At 50.0% G+C, this 18,357-nt stretch carries 13 protein-coding genes; all 13 read left to right on the forward strand.

Going from position 1 to position 18,357, the window contains the following annotated elements; all coding sequences use genetic code 11:
* Window positions 1-2: 2 nt before the first annotated feature.
* The 13 genes from WH37_RS25570 (at window position 3) to WH37_RS25630 (ending at window position 18,202) form a co-directional block, all read left to right on the forward strand.
* Window positions 3-2,318, forward strand: coding sequence for a glycoside hydrolase family 127 protein (locus tag WH37_RS25570; RefSeq protein ID WP_231594363.1), 2,316 nt, complete (start codon window positions 3-5; stop codon window positions 2,316-2,318).
* Window positions 2,319-2,444: 126 nt separating this feature from the next.
* Complete coding sequence (locus tag WH37_RS25575) at window positions 2,445-3,515, forward strand: M24 family metallopeptidase (protein ID WP_046233475.1); 1,071 nt, start codon at window positions 2,445-2,447, stop codon at window positions 3,513-3,515.
* A gap of 22 nt (window positions 3,516-3,537) precedes the next feature.
* Window positions 3,538-4,734: an NAD(P)/FAD-dependent oxidoreductase gene (locus WH37_RS25580; RefSeq protein WP_046233476.1), complete on the forward strand. Its 1,197-nt coding sequence runs from the start codon at window positions 3,538-3,540 to the stop codon at window positions 4,732-4,734.
* Window positions 4,731-5,732: a proline racemase family protein gene (locus WH37_RS25585; protein ID WP_046233477.1), complete on the forward strand. Its 1,002-nt coding sequence runs from the start codon at window positions 4,731-4,733 to the stop codon at window positions 5,730-5,732. The genes WH37_RS25580 and WH37_RS25585 overlap by 4 nt, the downstream gene beginning before the upstream one ends.
* A gap of 35 nt (window positions 5,733-5,767) precedes the next feature.
* The gene (locus WH37_RS25590) at window positions 5,768-6,769 is read left to right on the forward strand and encodes a proline racemase family protein (RefSeq protein ID WP_046233478.1); all 1,002 of its coding nucleotides are present in this window, start codon (window positions 5,768-5,770) and stop codon (window positions 6,767-6,769) included.
* A 47-nt stretch (window positions 6,770-6,816) separates the two neighbouring features.
* The gene (locus tag WH37_RS25595) at window positions 6,817-7,704 is read left to right on the forward strand and encodes a dihydrodipicolinate synthase family protein (RefSeq protein ID WP_046233479.1); all 888 of its coding nucleotides are present in this window, start codon (window positions 6,817-6,819) and stop codon (window positions 7,702-7,704) included.
* A 54-nt stretch (window positions 7,705-7,758) separates the two neighbouring features.
* Window positions 7,759-9,198: an aldehyde dehydrogenase family protein gene (locus WH37_RS25600; RefSeq protein ID WP_046233480.1), complete on the forward strand. Its 1,440-nt coding sequence runs from the start codon at window positions 7,759-7,761 to the stop codon at window positions 9,196-9,198.
* Between the two features lie 209 nt (window positions 9,199-9,407).
* Window positions 9,408-9,680, forward strand: coding sequence for a (2Fe-2S)-binding protein (locus WH37_RS25605; RefSeq protein WP_046233481.1), 273 nt, complete (start codon window positions 9,408-9,410; stop codon window positions 9,678-9,680).
* Entirely contained in the window at window positions 9,680-10,012 is a 333-nt protein-coding gene (locus tag WH37_RS25610; RefSeq protein WP_046233482.1) for a (2Fe-2S)-binding protein, read from the forward strand. Before WH37_RS25605 ends, WH37_RS25610 begins: the two co-directional genes overlap by 1 nt.
* On the forward strand, window positions 10,009-11,244 hold the full coding sequence (locus WH37_RS25615) for an NAD(P)/FAD-dependent oxidoreductase (protein ID WP_046233483.1): 1,236 nt from the start codon (window positions 10,009-10,011) through the stop codon (window positions 11,242-11,244). The genes WH37_RS25610 and WH37_RS25615 overlap by 4 nt, the downstream gene beginning before the upstream one ends.
* The gene (locus WH37_RS25620; RefSeq protein WP_046233484.1) at window positions 11,231-13,216 is read left to right on the forward strand and encodes a glycoside hydrolase family 127 protein; all 1,986 of its coding nucleotides are present in this window, start codon (window positions 11,231-11,233) and stop codon (window positions 13,214-13,216) included. The genes WH37_RS25615 and WH37_RS25620 overlap by 14 nt, the downstream gene beginning before the upstream one ends.
* 26 nt (window positions 13,217-13,242) lie before the next feature.
* Window positions 13,243-15,912: a LamG-like jellyroll fold domain-containing protein gene (locus WH37_RS34975; protein WP_082111001.1), complete on the forward strand. Its 2,670-nt coding sequence runs from the start codon at window positions 13,243-13,245 to the stop codon at window positions 15,910-15,912.
* Window positions 15,913-16,003: 91 nt separating this feature from the next.
* On the forward strand, window positions 16,004-18,202 hold the full coding sequence (locus tag WH37_RS25630) for a LamG-like jellyroll fold domain-containing protein (RefSeq protein WP_063838043.1): 2,199 nt from the start codon (window positions 16,004-16,006) through the stop codon (window positions 18,200-18,202).
* The last annotated feature ends 155 nt before the right edge of the window (window positions 18,203-18,357 follow it).

Below are 18,357 nucleotides of genomic sequence, written 5' to 3' on the forward strand. Positions count from 1 at the left end.
AAATGAAAGCAAGCATGAGAATTAAACAAGCGGCGCAAGCTTTCGCATTAGGCGAGGTTACACTGTTGGATGGGCCATTTAAGCATGCGATGGAAACGAATCGCCACTATCTTCTGGAGCTGGAGCCAGACAGACTGCTGGCTAGATTTAGAGAATACGCGGGCCTTGCGCCACGAGCGCCACAATATGGGGGCTGGGAAGCGGAGAGCTTGTCGGGACATACGTTAGGCCATTATTTATCTGCGTGCTCGATGATGTATGCCTCTCTAGCGGAGGCAGAATTCAAGGAAAGAGTCGATTATATAACGGATGAGCTTGAGCTTTGCCAAAATAAGCATGGGGATGGTTATGTTTCGGGCATCCCGCGCGGCAAGGAGGTTTTCCACGAAGTCGCTTCCGGAAATATTCAATCGAAGGGATTTGATTTGAATGGGGCATGGGCACCCTTGTACACCCTGCATAAGTTATTTGCGGGACTGAGGGATGCATATAGATTAACAGGCAATGAGAAGGCGCTGGTTGTCGAAAGGAAGCTTGCCGACTGGGTCGAAGGCATTCTCGCGCCGCTGTCTACGGAGCAAATGGAAGAAATGATGATTTGCGAGTATGGCGGCATGAACGAGGTTTTAGCTGATCTTTATGTCGATACGAATGAATACAAATATTTAACGTTAGCCGAGAAATTTTGGCATAAGCTTGTCCTTGATCCGCTGGCTGAGCATGTGGACTGCTTGCCCGGAAAGCATGCGAATACACAAATTCCGAAGCTGATTGGACTAGCGAAGGAATATGAATGGACCAACGATGAGAAGCGCCGTGATACGGCTGAGTTTTTCTGGAACAGCGTCGTCCATCATCATTCCTATGCGAATGGCGGTAATAGCTTTGGCGAATATTTCGGCGATGCGGATTCCTTTAACGACAGGCTGGGACCACAAACGACGGAAACGTGCAACACCTACAATATGCTGAAGCTGACGAAGCATCTGTTTGAGTGGAAAGCATCCGCCGCGGAAGCCGATTATTATGAGCGGGCTATGTTTAATCATATCCTTGCGTCCCAAAATCCGCATTCTGGAGGCATGACGTACTATTTGTCGCTGGCAATGGGCGGGCATAAAATTTTTGATGACAAGTTTGACGATTTCACATGCTGTATCGGCACTGGCATGGAAAGTCAAGCTAGCTATGGGAACGCGATTTATTTTAAAGGGGAAGACAAACTGTTTGTGAACCAGTTTATCCATTCTGAGCTGGCATGGACGGAAAAGGGCGTTACGCTGCTGCAGGAAACGGAGTATCCTTCGGACGATGTTATACGGCTCAAGCTATCATGCGCGAAGCCTGTGCGGTTCAGCCTCAATATCCGCTATCCGGGCTGGGCAGAGCAAGGGGTTTCCATTGAAATCAATGGTGAAAAAGTAGCGGTTGACCAGTCTCCCGGCTCCTTTATCGCGATCAACCGCTTATGGATCGACGGGGACTTGATTCGTGTAGTTTTGCCGATGTCTCTAAGGCTGGAGGCTATGCCGGACAATGCCGATCGTGCAGCGATTTTTTATGGCCCTGTGCTGCTCGCTGGTGATCTGGGGTCCCATGATGATCCCCATGCTTCCGAGTTTCTTTATGCGCCTGTCTTGCTTGCGAAAGGGAAGCCGCTGGATACTTGGCTTGAAGCTGTGCCTGGGAAAAGCTTAGCTTTCCAAAGCAAAATGGTCGGTTATCCCCGCAATGTGGAGCTCGCGCCATTTTACCAAATGGTTGACCGTTCCTATACCGTGTATTGGGACCTGTTCACACCTGATGGTTGGGCGATAGCGGAAGCGGATTACAGGAAAGTGATGGAAAAGATGAAGAGGCTGGAGCAATGCACGATTGATTATGCGCAGCCGGGAGAAATGCAGCCGGAGCGCGACCATGATTTTCAAGGCGACAGCTCGACTCGCGTCGGCATGTTAAACCGCAGGCCATTCCGCATGGCAGGTCAAGGCGGCTGGTTCTCGTTTGACTTGAAGGTTAAGCCCGAAAGTGAAATGATGCTGGTCGTGACTTATACGTCTGCTCAAGAGATGCCTAATTGTGAGTTTGATGTATTACTAAATGGTGAGCTGCTGGCAGAGGTTCAGGAAGGCTTTACGGAGGAGGATAAGTTCTATAATGTGAACTTCCCGCTACCTTCTGCAGCACTAGCTGGCACTGAGAAGGTCACCGTTATGTTTCAAGCTAAGGAAGGTAAACGCGTTCGCCGCGTATTTGGCCTTAGAATAGTGGACAGCGAGCAGTATAAGCAGCTAGGCGTACAAAGCGACTCTATTTAAAAGCGTGGTGAACAGGCGAAACGGCATGAAGAGATTGGACTGGATAAGCGATCGGAAGCCAATCTTTCATGTCGTGCAGCCGCTCTTTCACCACCCATTTAATTATGCAGAGGGAGCGTGAAGCAAATGGAAGCCCAGCGGCTCAAGAGGGTTAGGGAACAGCTGGAACGAGAGCAGTTAGATGGGATATTGATTGCAAGTCCATTCAATCGAAGATATTTGACCGGATTTACGGGTACAGCAGGATTTGTGGCGATTACGAAGGATCAAGCGCTGCTTATCACTGATTTTCGCTATACGCGTCAAGCGACGCAGCAGGCGATTGAATACGAGGTTATTCAGTATGCAGGCAAGCCATTCAAGCTTATTCGGGAAAGACTAGACGCTGCCGGAGTCCGAAAGCTCGGGTTTGAGAAAAATCATGTGACATTGGCAGGCTATGAAGCCTACGAGGAGTCTTTTAACGGACTCGAACTCGTCCCGACCCAAAATATCGTTGAAAAGCTGCGCGGCATTAAAGATGAGCGGGAGCAAGGGTACATTCGCAAGGCGATCGACATTACGGAAAAAGCGTTTGAACATATTTTAGGCGTGATGAAGCCCGGTATATCTGAAAAGGACGTATCCGCTGAGCTCGAATATTTTATGCGTAAAAATGGGGCCACCTCATCGGCTTACGCTACGATTGTAGCCTCCGGCGAACGCTCAGCCTTGCCGCATGGGCTCGCTAGCGAGAAGCTGCTGGGAACGAACGAATTCGTTACCCTTGATTTTGGAGCGAGCTATGAAGGTTATTGCTCTGATTTAACCCGAACGGTGTTTATTGGCAAGCCGGAAGAGCGGCATAAAGAAATTTATAAAATTGTATTGGAAGCGAATGAGACCACCTTAAACGGACTAAAGCCAGGCATGACGGGTAAAGAGGGCGACTCGCTCGGCAGGGACTGCATTGCTGGCTACGGGTATGGCGAATATTTTGGCCATGGGCTCGGCCATGCCTTCGGCTTAGAAATTCATGAATGGATGGGATTTTCTCAGAAGTCGGATGATGTTTTAGCGCCCGGCATGATTTTGACCGTCGAGCCTGGCATTTATATTCCTGATTTTGGAGGCGTCCGAATCGAGGATGACATTTTGATCACAGACACAGGCATTGAAGTGCTGACGAAGTCAAATAAGGAATTAATAGTTTTGTAATTAGAAGGAAGTGATTGCGTCCATGCATGCAGAATCTGCGGAAGTCGTCATCATTGGCGGAGGCATCATTGGGATGGCCATCGCCTATTATACGGCCAAATTAGGAATGGACGTTCTCGTTGTCGAGCGCGGGGAGATTGCGGGGGGAACCTCCTCCAAATGCGACGGCAATATTTTAGCGATTGATAAAGATCCCGGCTTCGACAGCCAAATGTCCTTGAAATCACAGCAATTAGTCGCAGAACTGGTGCGGGAGCTTGATGAGGAATTTGAGTATCGGGCACCCGGAAGCATTCTCGTCTGCGAGACGGAGGAAGAGATGCTCGCTGCTGAGCGCTGGGTTTCACGGCAAAAGCAGGCAGGGCTCCCGTTTCGTATGCTCGATCAGAAGGACTTGCGAGATGAATGGCCCTATATGGCCGAGGATTTATTAGGCGGTTTAGAGTGTGCGACGGATTCAACGGTTAACCCCGTACTGCTAACCTACTCCTTGGCTGCAACCGCTCGCCGTCACGGTGCACGATTTCGAACGCATACAGCGGTTACGGCGGTTTTGCTCGATGAGAAGAGGAGAATTCGGGGAGTGGAGACAGCGGCAGGTACGATTAAAGCGAAAATCGTCATTAATGCGGCTGGCGTATGGTCTAAGCCTATTGGACAGATGGTAGGCATCGATATTCCGATTGAACCGCGAAAAGGCCATATATTAGTCGCTGCCCGCTCAGCCAACATTGGGAAACGCAAAGTCATGGAATTCGGCTATTTAATTAGCAAGTTTGGCGGGAAGCGCCAAGTAGATCCCAAGTTCGAAGCGTACGGTATCGCCCTCGTTTTCGAACCAACCGCATCCCAAAACTTTTTAATCGGATCGAGCCGTCAATTTGCAGGCATGGACACCCGTGTTGATCAAGAGGTCATTCGCCTTATTGCGCAAAGGGCGATCCGCTTTTTTCCGGTCATCGAACATATTCCGATGCTTCGAACGTACGCTGGCCTAAGGCCATGGACAGCCGATCATTTGCCTATCGTTTCACCTATTGACGAAATACCTGGCTTTTATGTAGCAGCCGGCCATGAAGGGGACGGAATAAGCCTCGCCGCAGTTACAGGGAAAGTCATCAGTGAAATGTTAAGCGGAGCCGCAACCTGCATTCCGGTCGAGCCGCTGCGCTATGACCGATTCCGCCGTGGCGGCGTTCATCAGGAGGTCGTTCTATGAAGCTTACCAAAATGGTGACCACCATCGATACCCATACGGGAGGCAACCCGACCCGAACGGTTACGAGCGGGGCACCGGTGCTGATCGGAAGCACGATGACAGAGAAGATGGTATACATGTCCGAGCATTTTGACCATTTTCGTAAAGCGTTGATGTTCGAGCCCCGGGGCCATGAAGTGATGTCCGGTTGTATTTTAACTCCACCGTGTGATAAAACGGCCGACATCGGCGTTGTTTTTATTGAGACGGGCGGCTATTTGCCGATGTGCGGGCATGATACGATTGGCCTTTGCACGGCGCTGATCGAGGGTGGGATTTATCCCGAGAGCAAAAATGTAATCAGGCTGGACACGCCAGCAGGACTCGTGGAAGCCCATCTTGACATTGCTCAGGGAAAAGTGAGAGAAGTGACGTTCACCAACATTGCTTCTTTTTTGTACAAAAAAGATGTCCGGCTCCATGTCGAGGGGATTGGTGAAATTTCCGTTGATATTGCGTATGGCGGCAATTTTTACGGTTTGGTGGATGCGCGTCCGCTTCATTTGCCCCTGGTGCCGAATCGGGCTTCGGAAATCGTACGCTTGGCGATCAAAATTCGGGATGCGATTAACCAAAGCATCGAAGTGGTACATCCCGAAATTGCGGTCATTCGAGGACTTACCCACATTGAATTCTACAGCGATCCGGTATCGCCTGCTGCACATTGCCGCAATACGGTCGTTGTGCCTCCGGGAGGGATTGACCGTTCGCCATGCGGGACAGGAACCTCGGCAAAGGTAGCTGTGCTGCATGCCAAGGGAGAACTTTCCAAGGAGCAGGAGTTTGTCCATGAAAGCATCGTAGGCTCCGTGTTCCGGGCTAAAATTTTGCAGGAGACAGCGGTAGGCGGCTTGCCAGCCGTCATCCCGCAAATATCAGGGTCAGCCTGGGTAACAGGCTTTCACCAGTTTGTTTTCCACGATCAGGATGAGCTCGGGAGCGGATTTTTTTTACTCTAATTCTACTCTAATGATGGTTTGACGGAGGCTTGGATATGGAAATCAACAAATGGTATGCAGCGATTGATACACATTCCGGCGGGGAGCCTCTTCGCATCCTAACAGGCGGGCTGCCGCAAATGGCAGGCGCCTCTCAACAAGCTAAATCTTTATTTTTCAAGCAACATCATGATTCCGTAAGGAAACTGCTTATGGCTGAACCGCGAGGGCATTACGGTATGACAGGCGCAATCGTTACAGCTCCTGTATCGGAGGAGGCCCTGTTCGGCTTGTTGTTTCTGAATCAGGAAGGACTTGCGGCTATAAGCGGGCATGGGATCTTTGCGGTAGTAACAGCATGGGTTGCGACTGGACAACTGGATGCGGCTATTGCAGCTGGCGGTATTTCAATCGATTGCCCGGCGGGAACGGTTAATGCATTCGCGAGCTGCGAAGGACAGGAGGTACGATCAGTCTCCTTTCACAATGTTCCTAGTTTTGTGTATGCGGAATCCCTTGCATTGAGCATCCAAGACATTGAAATCCTTGTCGATGTTGCTTTCAGCGGGGAGTTTTATGCGGTTGTCGATGCTGCCGGACTTGGGGATAGACGGTCAATCCCCGAGCTTCAAGCATATGGAGGGTTAATCCGCAAAGCCATTGAAGCACAACTTGAGGTTAAGCATCCGCTGCTGGAAGGGATTACAGGCATTCATGGCGTGTTCTTTTACGAAAAGGATGAGAGCGATTCGGTGAATCCGGTCTATCGCAGCTGGTCCATATTTGCTGGCGAACAGCTTGATCGCTCTCCCGGAGGAGCGGGGGCCTGCGCCCATATGACGGTTTTAAACCATAAGGGGTCTCTTCACCAAGGGCAGCAGGTTATTTATGAAGGCATAGCCGGTACGCGTGCAAATGGCAGCGTGGAGGAGGAAATATGTGCGTTCGGGTATAAAGCCGTCATTCCAAAGCTTACAGGAAGTGCTTATGTGCTAGGCTTTATGAATTTTGTGCTTGATCCTAGCGATCCGCTGGCCGATGGATTTGTTCTGTACTAGGATATGAAAAATCTAAACGATTAACATTCGAGAGGAGCAATTTTGAAATGGCAAAATTTGAAGGTGTCTATGTGGCAATCGTTACCCCTTTTACCCCTTCCTATGAACTCGACTATAAACGTTTGACAGAGCACTGCGATTGGCTTATCTCCAATGGCGTACATGGGCTTGTTCCCACAGGATCACTTGGCGAATACGCAACGATGAGCAATGAGGAACGCGCAAAGGTAGTGGAAACGGTTATAGAAGCTGCAGCAGGGCGGGTGCCCGTCATTGTTGGTTCCGCAGCGCCTTCTACGAAGCAGGCGGTCGCATGGGTACAGCATGCCAAAGATTCGGGTGCGGCAGGGGTTATGGCGCTGCCACCTATCAATTACAAGCCGCTTGAGCATGAAGTTATCGCTCACTACGAAGCGTTGAATGAGGTTGGCCTTCCGATTGTAGCGTACAACAATCCTCATGATTATAAAGTAGATTTGACGCCGCAGTTTCTTGCGAAGCTATCCAAATTCGACAATATTGTTGCGGTAAAAGAGTTCTCCGGCGACATACGCCGCGTACATGATATTTTGGCCCAAACCGATTTGGAGGTCATGATTGGGGTAGATGACTTAGCGATGGAAGGTCCGCTGTTTGGCGCAACAGGCTGGATTTCCGGTGTGCCTAATGCGCTGCCGAGGGAGGGCGCCCAGCTGTTTAATCTGGCTAGACAAGGGAAAATTCAAGAAGCCAGCGCACTTTACCGTCGTCTGCTGCCTTTGTTCCATATGGATGCCAGCCCGCAGCTCGTTCAATCGATCAAATATATGATGGAGCTGGCTGGTTTCCCGGTCGGGCCTACACGTCCGCCGCGCCTTGCTTTGCCAGAAGCGGATTACGAGCTCATTAGAGAAGCCTTTGAATACGCGGTTAGACCTAATCAGCCAGCAAACTAAAGGAACAGTGTGAGTAGAGTAGCCTAGTCTAATCCGAACAGGAGGGATTGCAAAATGGTTAGCAGTCGAAATTGGATCGGAGGCGAGTGGATTACGCCTGCTGCAGGCGAGTCTATCGTTATAAATCCATCGAACATGAAAGAGGAGGTTGGCGTTCTCCATCTTTCTGACCAGTCGCATGTCATACAGGCGGAGCAGGCAGCGCGTAAAGCGTTTGAAGCATGGTCTCATTTAACAGGTGCCGCTCGAGCAGAGCATTTGTATAAGCTTGCTGCCGCACTGGAATCCAAGCTTGCTGAGGTGGCAAACCTTGCAAGCTTGGAAATGGGCAAACCGATTACGGAAATGCGCGGCGAAGTGATGCGGGGAGTGAATTTGCTCCGTTATTACGCGGCGGAAGGCGTCCGCGCCAATGGGGTTGTTATACCTTCAAGTGAGCCTAACGTTTTGCAGCATACGAAAAAGGTTCCTCTAGGTGTCGTGGGTATTATTACCCCATGGAATTTTCCAGTTGCCATCCCCATTTGGAAAATCGCGCCTGCGCTTATTTGTGGCAACACCGTTATATGGAAGCCAGCGGAGTTTGCCTCCTTAACGGCAACGAAGCTCATTGAGGTTTTTGCAGAGGCGGGGCTTCCTTCCGGCGTCATCAATCTCGTCATTGGCAAGGGCAGCCAAATCGGAGATGTATTGCTGGAGCAAATTCCGCTGGACGCGGTAAGCTTTACAGGCTCTACTTCAATAGGCACGCATATCGCCCAACTCTGCGCCAAGCGAAATATTAAATATCAGACCGAAATGGGCGGGAAAAATGCGGCTATTGTTCTAAAAGACGCTGATCTTGAAAAGACGGTTCCGCTCATTGTCAGCGGAGCCTTCCGTTCGGCAGGGCAGAAATGTACGGCAACGAGCCGAATTATCGTCGAATCGGGCATTTATGATTCGTTTACGAAAGCGCTCGGCACGGCGGTATCGCAAATTAAGCTGGCACCTGCTCTCGATCCTGCCGCTTATTTAGGCCCCGTTGCTTCCGCAAGCCAGTATAAAACGGTCATGTCTTATGTTGATATGGCACAGAAGCAGGCGGATATTATTGCCCAAGGTCCAGCTGTAGCTGAAAAAAACGAGGGGTACTATATCCAGCCAATCGTTGCAGCAGGCTTGGACGCTGGGCATCCTCTCATTCAGGAAGAGGTTTTTGGACCAGTTGCAGCGCTGCTTCAGGCATCCGATTTCGAGGAGGCCATCGCTTTATGCAATCAATCTATTTTTGGGCTGAGCGCTTCGCTATTTACGCAAAATTTGTCCTACGCCCATCGGTTTTTGGACGAAGCGCAGGCAGGCATGGTTCGCGTAAATCAGGAAACGGCCGGCGTAGAATATCAGTCCCCATTCGGCGGAATGAAGCTTTCCAGCTCGCATTCGCGCGAACAAGGGCAAGCGGCCTTGGATTTCTATACCGAATTAAAAACATGCGCCATCCGTTATTTTTAAAATATAGAAAAGTATATTATTTTTACATCCTTTCTCTATATTTCTCGGAATGAAACGCGCCGCGCCGCCAGAGGACGGCGGAAGCCGTTTCACCTTGAAATATAAGAAAGTATATGATTTGCCATACTTGTTCTTCTATTTCTCGGACTGAAACGCGCCGCGCCGCTAAAGGACGGCGGCAGCCGTTTCACCTTGGGGGGGCTGTTAAGATGAAGCATCCATCCTTAGTCATTTGCCGCTGCGAGGAAGTGACCATGGAGCAATTGGAAGAAGCCTATGCGTCTGGAAGCTGTACTTCGCGTCAATTGAAGATGAAAACGCGGGCAACGATGGGCGCCTGCCAGGGACGGGTTTGCCGAACCCTTGTAGAAACATGGATTCATGTGAAAAATCCGGATGGCCCCCGCGACGCTGAATTATTATCGTACCGTCCGCCTATTCGGCCCATCACTTTCGGCCAGCTAGCAAAGGATGAAGCGTAATGGAAAGGATTCAAAACCATCCGATACTCGGTCGTTGGCAGACGCCGCGTGAACCGGTTGCTTTTACCTTTAATGGGAAGCCGATGATGGGGCTTAAGGGAGAGCCAATAGCGGCGGCTCTGCTCGCAGCCGATGTTCGGACGCTGCGCAGGCATGAGGAATCGGGGCATGCTCGCGGGCTTTACTGTGCCATTGGCCATTGCATGGAATGCCGCCTGAGCGTAGAAGGAAAAGGATTAGTACGTTCCTGCCTTACCCCGCTTGAAGAAGGAATGTGTATATCCGAAGGGCTCCAGCTTCCAAATGAAATAACGGGGAGGAAGCTGCTATGACGAAGGATAGCCAGCCCGATCTCATTATTGTGGGTGCTGGGCCAGCTGGCTTGTCGGCAGCTGTTGTAGCTGCTGAACATGGCTTGGTCGTCACTATTTTGGATGAATTTCCCGAGCCGGGGGGACGCATGCTTGGCCAGTTTCATGAAGAGAAGGGCCACTGGTGGGTAGGGAAACAGATCGCCCATAATCTCATCGAGCAGTGCTGCGCATTAGGGGTTCATATTCGCTGCGGTGTATCGGTGCACGGCATGTGGAAAAACGGTCATCGTTGGGTGATTAGAACGTCAGACGGTTCCATCACGGCAGCTAACGTATTGCTGGCAACGGGCGGTGCTGAGATCCCGCAGCCGTCTCCTGGGTGGACACTGCCTGGCGTCATGTCCATTGGCGCGGCACAAGTGATGACTAATGTACATTTTGTTAAACCCGGACGCCGCGGCCTGATTATCGGGGTTAACGTGCTAGCGATGGCAATCGCTCGCGAGCTGTCGGTAAGCGGGGTATCCATCGCAGCCATCGTGCTGCCTTCGCAAAGCCCGCTTTCTGGAAAAGACGCTTTGCCTAAAGAAAATGTAGAAAAATTGCTCGGATTGGCCCATTTAGCTCCGTCTCCGTTAATGAGAATGGGAGGCAGAGCAGCCCATTCTCTAAAAATGGCAGGGGTGGTAACCCATTATTTTCCGCGAGGCGGCATCAAGCTATGGGATATTCCGTTAAAGCTGCGGACAACGGCCATAGCTATCAATGGCAAAGACCGTGTGGAATCGGTGACGCTTGCAGACTTAAATGGTCGTGGAGAAATGATTGCCGGAAGCGAGCGTGAGGAAAAGGTTGATTTCGTCGCTCTTGCGGGCGGATTATATCCATTAGCCGAATTAGCTTCGGTTGCCGGGTGTCCATTTGTTTATATAAAAGAGCTCGGCGGCCATATTCCGCTCCATAGCGAAGAGATGCAGACTCCAGTGGCAGGGCTGTATGTAGCCGGCAATATTACTGGTGTCGAAAGTGCTCTTGTAGCGATGGCGCAGGGGCAGCTTGCAGCCACTTCCATTTGCAGAGATGCAGGGCTGCTCGGCAGCCAAAGCGATACCAAAATAGCGGAGGCGAAGCAAAAGGTTCAGCAAGTCCGGGCTTCCGCTTTAATTCAATTTCATCCGGGCATTCCAAAGGCGAGAGAGCAAGTATACAAAATGTGGGCGAAAGGCTGTGACTGCGTTGAAAATAACTGAAAACACCGAAAAGTGGCGGAAAGTTTCGTATAAATCAGTCAAAATTCATGATCCCTTTTGGTCCAATTATAGAAGCATGGTTCGTGATGAGGTCATTCCCTATCAATGGGAGGCCATCAACGACCGGGTTGAAGGCGCTTCCCCCAGCCATGCGCTGCAAAACTATCGCATAGCGGCTGGCGAAGCCGAAGGAGCTTTTTATGGTTATATTTTTCAAGATAGCGATGTAACGAAATGGTTAGAGGCTGTTGCATACAGCTTGCATGCCGATCCAAATGCGGAGCTGGAAAAGCTCGCGGATGAAACGATAGATTTGTTGGGGAAAGCACAGCAGCCGGACGGCTACCTGAATACTTATTTTACGATTCAAAAGCAGGACCAGCGCTGGACGAATGAACGCGATAATCATGAAACCTATTGCGCGGGCCATCTGATAGAAGCAGCCGTGGCTTATTTTGAAACGACCGGCAAACGCAGGCTGCTGGATATCGCCTGCAAGCTGGCAGATCATATTGATTCCGTGTTTGGCGAAGAACAGGGCAAGCTGCGCGGTTATCCCGGGCATCAGGAAATAGAGCTTGCGCTAATGAAGCTTTATAGCGCAACGGGGCAGGAGCGATATTTGAAGCTATGCCAGTTTTTTATTGACGAGCGCGGCCAGGAGCCCCATTATTTCAAGCTTGAAGCAGAGAAGCGGGCTGAGAAACGGGGTCGGGAATCGCTGCTCCGTGAAGGCTACTATTCGTTATATAAAAACAATTACGAATACAATCAAGCTCATTTGCCTGTTCGGGAGCAGCTGGTGGCGACAGGACACGCCGTTCGAGCGGTATATATGTATACCGCTATGGCAGATTTGGCTGGAGCGACAAACGATACAGCGCTGCTCGAAAGCTGCAAAAGGTTATGGGAAAACGTTACGCAAAAACAGATGTATTTAACGGGAGGCATTGGGTCAAATCACGATGGGGAGGCCTTTTCCTTCGACTATGACTTGCCCAGCGATACCGCTTACACCGAGACATGCGCTTCTATCGGCCTTATTTTCTGGGCGCAGAGCATGCTCCATCTTGAACCAGACAGCAAATATGCAGACGTTATCGAGCGCGCTTTGTATAACGGAACTATCAGCGGCATGGGGCTGGATGGCAAAAGCTTTTTCTATGTCAATCCGCTGGAAGTGTGGCCAGCCGCCTGTAAACGTCCGGATAAAAGGCATGTGAAGCCCTCCCGGCAAAAATGGTTCGGCTGCGCTTGCTGCCCGCCCAATCTCGCCCGTCTTATCGCCTCACTCGGCTCTTATATTTATTCCCAAAACGAGCATACGGTTTATGTCCATCAGTATATCGGCAGCGAAACTACGCTGAAAGTGGCTGGGCAAAACGTTAGCCTATCCCAGCAAGCCAATTTTCCTTGGGAAGAAACGGTTGATATTAACGTGACTCCTGAACGTGAAGAAGCGTTTACGATCGCCGTTCGCATCCCGGATTGGTGCGACGATGCAGCGATTAAGGTGAATGGTCAAGCGATTGCTCCAGATTCGCTCCAATTCCACAAAGGTTATGCCGCGATAACCCGTATTTGGCATACGGGAGATCAAATCGCGCTAAAATTCCCCATGGCAATCAAGCGCCTATATGCGCATCCTGAGGTTCGTGCTAACGCGGGCAAGGTGGCCTTGCAGCGGGGGCCTGTCGTTTATTGCTTGGAGGAAGCGGATAATGGGGCGGCCTTATCGCATATTTCGCTGCCTGAGCAAGCACGGCTTGCCGCCCATTTTAAACCTGATTTGCTTGGCGGTATTGTCGTAATTGAAGGCCAGGCCTTGCGTAGCGAGCTGTCAGACAGCAGCCCAAGATTATATGAATCCCGCAAGCGAAGCGAGCAGTCCTTCACTTTTCGGGCTATTCCTTATTATGCTTGGGCTAATCGTGGTGAAGGAGAAATGGCCGTGTGGGTTCGGGAAAGCTAAAACGCTGATTAGAGGGAGGCCTGAACATGAAAAAATGGATTTCATTCATCATTAGTTTTGTGTTATTCGTTTCTATGTTTGCTATGCCCGCTGCCGCGAAGCCTAAACCTGTTCAGCCGGAACTTTCGAGCGGCGAAGCGAAGATTGAAGATATTTTTGGAAGAACTATTAACTATTACGGCGTTGAACTGGTTGACTGGCAAGGCTATATCGCCAACCCCTATGTAAAGTTGAACGTCATTCCACCTGCCGATGCCGCTTACCCGCTCACCATAGACATTAAGGCAACAGGCACCTCTCGCTTGATGATGGACCGGCCAAGTACATTGAGCGCAACAGGTGCCCAAAAAACGCTAGTATTTGATACCGCCCACGATCGCAAAGCGTTTTTGCTGGAAATTCATCCGGACCGGATAGGCGGCAGCGGCGAAATTGAACATTATACGCTTGAGCTGTCGGTGACCGATGCGAATGGAATGGTTCGAACGCAAACAACGCCTATTCGCGTATTGGATCAGGATGATGAGAAGGAGCCTGAGCTTCCTTTAAAATTCGATTACCGATTTGATACGATACAGCCTTATTTTAGTGATCCTGCTATTCGCGAGGCGGGCGAGCAGGCGATTAAGGATTGGTTTTATTTTTTTGATATGGAGTCGTTTGATACGGTTCCCGCGAACTCTGAAGTAAGCATGCTTCCCGAGGATAACTTTGACGGCCATATTGAAGTAACCAATGATGAGCCGTACAACGGGATGTGGATTTTTCTAAGAGGGCTCAATGGACCTTATTCTACAGGCGCCCCGACGGACAATGGAAAATATCATAAGCGCAGCGGCATTACAATTCCGGATAAGCTTCATCGTTCATTAATGACGATCCTTGATTTTTACGATACGGCGACGCCATTTACCTCTTTGGATGACGAAGAGTGGTACCTTACGGAAATGTCGAATACATCTACCGATGTGTATGGCCTCATTATGCATGAGTTTGGCCATGCGCTCGTATTTTCCGGCAACTGGAAAGGGGTAGCTGCTTATAAGCGAAGCGGGGGCACAGCAGACAATATCGTTGCCTATCAAGGCGGGCCTGTTCCGCTCGACGGAACCTATCATATTCCAGGAGAAGAGCCCTATTGGGATCGGATCAGCGGTCAAAATGGCGGACGAACGCATCTTTTTCACAATAAGCGCTGGATGCTGACGAAGCTGACCCTGCTGATTGCAGAAAAAGCGGGGTGGAAGCTAAACGATAAGCTGACTCCTTTCCTGAGTCCGTCTATTAAGAACATTCCGATTCCAAATGCGAAGCAGGGGAAAAATTATGAGCTGCAGCTGCAAGCGGAGGGCGGGGTTCCTTTTTATGATTGGACGATTCTAGATGGTGCCTTGCCTCAAGGGCTGGCCTTGGACCGCTTCACCGGCAAAATCGCGGGAAAAGTGTCTGGGCAAGCAGCAGAAGGAAGCTATACGTTCACTGTACAGCTCCGCGATTACGATGAACTTGGAACCCCTGTTCAAAAGAAATTTACGTTAAATGTGGGCCAAGGGGAGCTTTTAGGAAGCTATTTGTTTGATGAAGAAGAGGGGACGATCGCCCTTGATTATTCGGGAGCGGGGTACGATGTCTCGACCTTGCATGCAAGCAGAACAGATGGGGCGAGAGGGGGTGGGATAGCCTTTAATGGTGCTTCCAATTATGTCGAACTGCCACGTGACATGCTGAAAAAAGCAAAAGCGTTCTCGTTCTCTTCATGGGTGAACGTGACAGGTAGTGTCTATTCTCCAAGCTCAGTTGGCGTGACGAATTCGGTTTATAATACGAGCTCGCGGATTTTTGAATTTGGCTCATCGGATTCGAAGCATATAGCACTATCAACGGATTCCCAAGGCGGCTTGGACTTTACAGTATCGAGAAAAGGGGGCAAAGAGGAAGTAAGCATCTCTGGGGGCGGCATATCCTTGGGAAAATGGCAGCATGTGGCGGTCACGGCATCGGGTAATACGGCCGTCCTTTATGTGAATGGGACGGAAGTGGCGAGAACCTCTAATTTGACCCTAGGAGCGATCGAATCCATTTTAAAGGGGAAGCACCATTACGTTGGAAAGTCTCAAAGCAATGATCGTTATTGGAACGGCATTTTGGATGAAGTTAAGCTTTATAATCGCGCTTTGTCTGCTGCCGAGATTGCCAGTCTTGCAGCAGATCAGCCATTGCCTCCAGTTGTTGATCCACCAGCGCCAGTAAATCCTAATGTGGCGATTGAAGGAAGCATTACAACTTCCTACGTCTCGCCTTGGGAGAGCTTGGTAGGTCTAAATGACGAGTATGAACCGGAGAGCTCCGCAGATCGAGGGCATCCGGTGTATGGCAACTGGGACTCGCACGGAACCGAGCAATGGGTGCAATATGATTTTGACCAGCCTTTTACGATATCGTCTAGTGAAGTGTATTGGTTTGATGATAATGACGGCATCGATTTGCCGGAGTCGTTCTACATCCAATATTGGGATGGAACGAATTGGGCGCATGTTTCCAATCCTTCTGCCTATGGTGTATTGCCGGACCAGTATAATGTGACCACCTTTGATCCGGTGACGACGACGAAAATTCGGCTAACGATGAAGGCCAAGGAAACGACTTCAACGGGCATTGAGCAGTGGAAGGTCATCCGCGTGACGGAAACAGACTAGGCCCTATTAGACAGACATAAGAGCAACTGGCAGAAAACAGAAGACAGAGGACAGAAGGCAGGCAATCCAAAAATAAAAGGGAGGCTTGGCGATGTTGAAAATGGATACGAAACGCAAATCCGTTAAAAAAATAATGTCAGCAGTTGTTTGTTTGGCCTTGCTTTTAGGTGTAATAGGCACGATTCCACAAAAACCGATTTATGCAGCTGCCAATTTTGCAGAAGTAGTAGATATATTTGGGCGGACCGTTAATGACAACGGCATTGACTTGGTCGATTGGCAGGGCTACCTTGCGAATCCTTCCGTTAAGCTTACGGTTAAACCGCCATCGAGCGCTGTTTTCCCCGTTACGATTAACCTGCGTACACAGGGAACGACCAGGCTGATGATGAATAAGCCTAGTACGTTATCGGCAACAGGCTCGGCGAAAACGCTAACTTTTACTAATGCATCCCAGCAGCTGGACTTTGAATTAGCGATTCACCCAGACCGTATTGGCGGACCTAACGAAATCGAAAATTACACGCTGAGCTTGCAAGTCGTTCAAAGCAATAATACACAGAGCACACAAACGATTCCGATTCGGGTGCTGGATCAGGATGATAATGCAGAACCGTCGCTGCCTATTAACTTTGATTACCGTTTCGATACGATCACGGGCATCTTTGCAGATGCGGGAGTGAAGGCGGCTACGGAGCAGGGCGTCAAGGACTGGTTTTATTTCTTTGATGAGACGCCATATGACACAGTAGCTTCAGGCACTGAAAACATTTCAATTCCAGGCGATAACTGGCTTAATCCCATTTCGGCAACCAATAATGCCGCCTATAACGGCGTATGGGTTTTTCTGCGCGGCTTAAATGATCCTTACTCAACGGGTTATCCGGCAGATAACGGCAAATACCATAAACGGGCTGGGGTTCAGGGGCCGATTCACCGCTCTTATGGACTGATTTTGGACTTTTATTCAGGGTTTACACCGTTCTCCTCTTTGAATGATGAAGAGTATTATTTAGCTCAAATGCCCGGAGCTTCTTGCACCTCAAACTGCCAAACAGATGTGTTAGGCTTGATCGCTCATGAATTTGGCCACGCTGTTGCCTTCCACAGCAGCTGGAGCGGCATGGTAAACTACCATAGCGCCGGTGGCAGCAATGATGCGGAAGTAATCGCTTATCAAGGGAACGCGGTTCCGCTCGATACCAGCTATCATATTTCGGATGCCAATCCCTTGTATTGGGACCGAATCAGCGGCCAAAGTGGAGGCAGAAATCACAAGTTTCCTTCCCAGCGCTGGATGATGACGAAGCTGAGTTTATTGATCGCCGAAAATGCAGGCTGGAAGATCAATAAAAATCTGTCTCCATTCGTAGCGCCGTCCATCGTAACAACCTCGTTGCCGAACGGAACGAAGGGCGCAGCTTATTCGCAGCAGCTCACAGCCAAGGGCGGTGTGCCTTTCTACGATTGGAATGTAACGAGCGGCTCGCTTCCACCAGGGCTGACGTTAGATCGCTTTAAAGGAACCCTTACAGGAACGATTGACAATAGTGCGCCTCAAAGCAGCTATACGTTCACCGTTCAGCTAAGGGATTACGACACGCAAAGCACGCCTGTCACCAAATCGTTTACGATTAATTTAGGTGGAGGCGGCCCAGTCAGCAGTGTCGTTGCCCAATATTTATTTGATGAAACAAACGGAACTTCGGCAGCGGATGCATCAGGCAATGGAAAGACTGCTACGCTGAGCGGCGGCATTACTTGGGTCGCAGGGCATGCGTCCAACGCGGTCAATTTTAACGGTTCCACGGAATATGGCAGCTTGCCATCTGGCATTGTAAGCAGCTTGAATGATTTCACTATTGCTACTTGGGTCAAGTTGAACTCGGTATCGGATTGGACGCGAATTTTTGATTTTGGCACGGGTACAACGACCAACATGTTCTTAACGCCAAGTCCAGGCGGTGCTGGGCTAAGATTTTCCATTACGAATAGCGGCAGCGGAGGGGAGCAGCGGATATCATCAACGACGGCGTTCCCGACAGGGGTATGGAAGCATGTCGGAGTAACGCTGTCGGGGAATACGGCAAGTCTGTATGTAGATGGCGTGCTTGTAGGCACCAATACGAATATGACGCTTAAGCCATCGAGTCTAGGCAATACGACGCTTAACTATTTGGGCCGTTCGCAATATTCAGGAGACCCATACTTAAACGGTGGACTCGACGATTTCCGAATTTACAATCGAGCGCTTAGCGCAGCGGAAATGACCACACTATTTAACAGCTAACGCAAAAGCAAAAGCTCCTGTTCTCAGTGTCGTTTCTGTAAGTGAAATGCCCTCTGGAAGCTCATTGCAAAGCCCTTGTGGGCCTGGCGATGAATGTCCAGAGGGCATCATTTTTGAGCTGTGTGGAAAGAAAATATAGTATTAGAGCGGGAACG

It is taken from the genome of Paenibacillus algorifonticola (genome assembly GCF_000971975.1).
GTDB lineage: Bacteria > Bacillota > Bacilli > Paenibacillales > Paenibacillaceae > Pristimantibacillus > Pristimantibacillus algorifonticola.

Bases quoted from the DNA above. Each gene is read 5' to 3' on its own strand.
- WH37_RS25570 (WP_231594363.1), top strand. From the start codon at position 3: ATGAAAGCAAGCATGAGAATTAAACAAGCGGCGCAAGCTTTCGCATTA.
- WH37_RS25575 (WP_046233475.1), top strand. From the start codon at position 2,445: ATGGAAGCCCAGCGGCTCAAGAGGGTTAGGGAACAGCTGGAACGAGAG.
- WH37_RS25580 (WP_046233476.1), top strand. From the start codon at position 3,538: ATGCATGCAGAATCTGCGGAAGTCGTCATCATTGGCGGAGGCATCATT.
- WH37_RS25585 (WP_046233477.1), top strand. From the start codon at position 4,731: ATGAAGCTTACCAAAATGGTGACCACCATCGATACCCATACGGGAGGC.
- WH37_RS25590 (WP_046233478.1), top strand. From the start codon at position 5,768: ATGGAAATCAACAAATGGTATGCAGCGATTGATACACATTCCGGCGGG.
- WH37_RS25595 (WP_046233479.1), top strand. From the start codon at position 6,817: ATGGCAAAATTTGAAGGTGTCTATGTGGCAATCGTTACCCCTTTTACC.
- WH37_RS25600 (WP_046233480.1), top strand. From the start codon at position 7,759: ATGGTTAGCAGTCGAAATTGGATCGGAGGCGAGTGGATTACGCCTGCT.
- WH37_RS25605 (WP_046233481.1), top strand. From the start codon at position 9,408: ATGAAGCATCCATCCTTAGTCATTTGCCGCTGCGAGGAAGTGACCATG.
- WH37_RS25610 (WP_046233482.1), top strand. From the start codon at position 9,680: ATGGAAAGGATTCAAAACCATCCGATACTCGGTCGTTGGCAGACGCCG.
- WH37_RS25615 (WP_046233483.1), top strand. From the start codon at position 10,009: ATGACGAAGGATAGCCAGCCCGATCTCATTATTGTGGGTGCTGGGCCA.
- WH37_RS34975 (WP_082111001.1), top strand. From the start codon at position 13,243: ATGAAAAAATGGATTTCATTCATCATTAGTTTTGTGTTATTCGTTTCT.
- WH37_RS25630 (WP_063838043.1), top strand. From the start codon at position 16,004: ATGTTGAAAATGGATACGAAACGCAAATCCGTTAAAAAAATAATGTCA.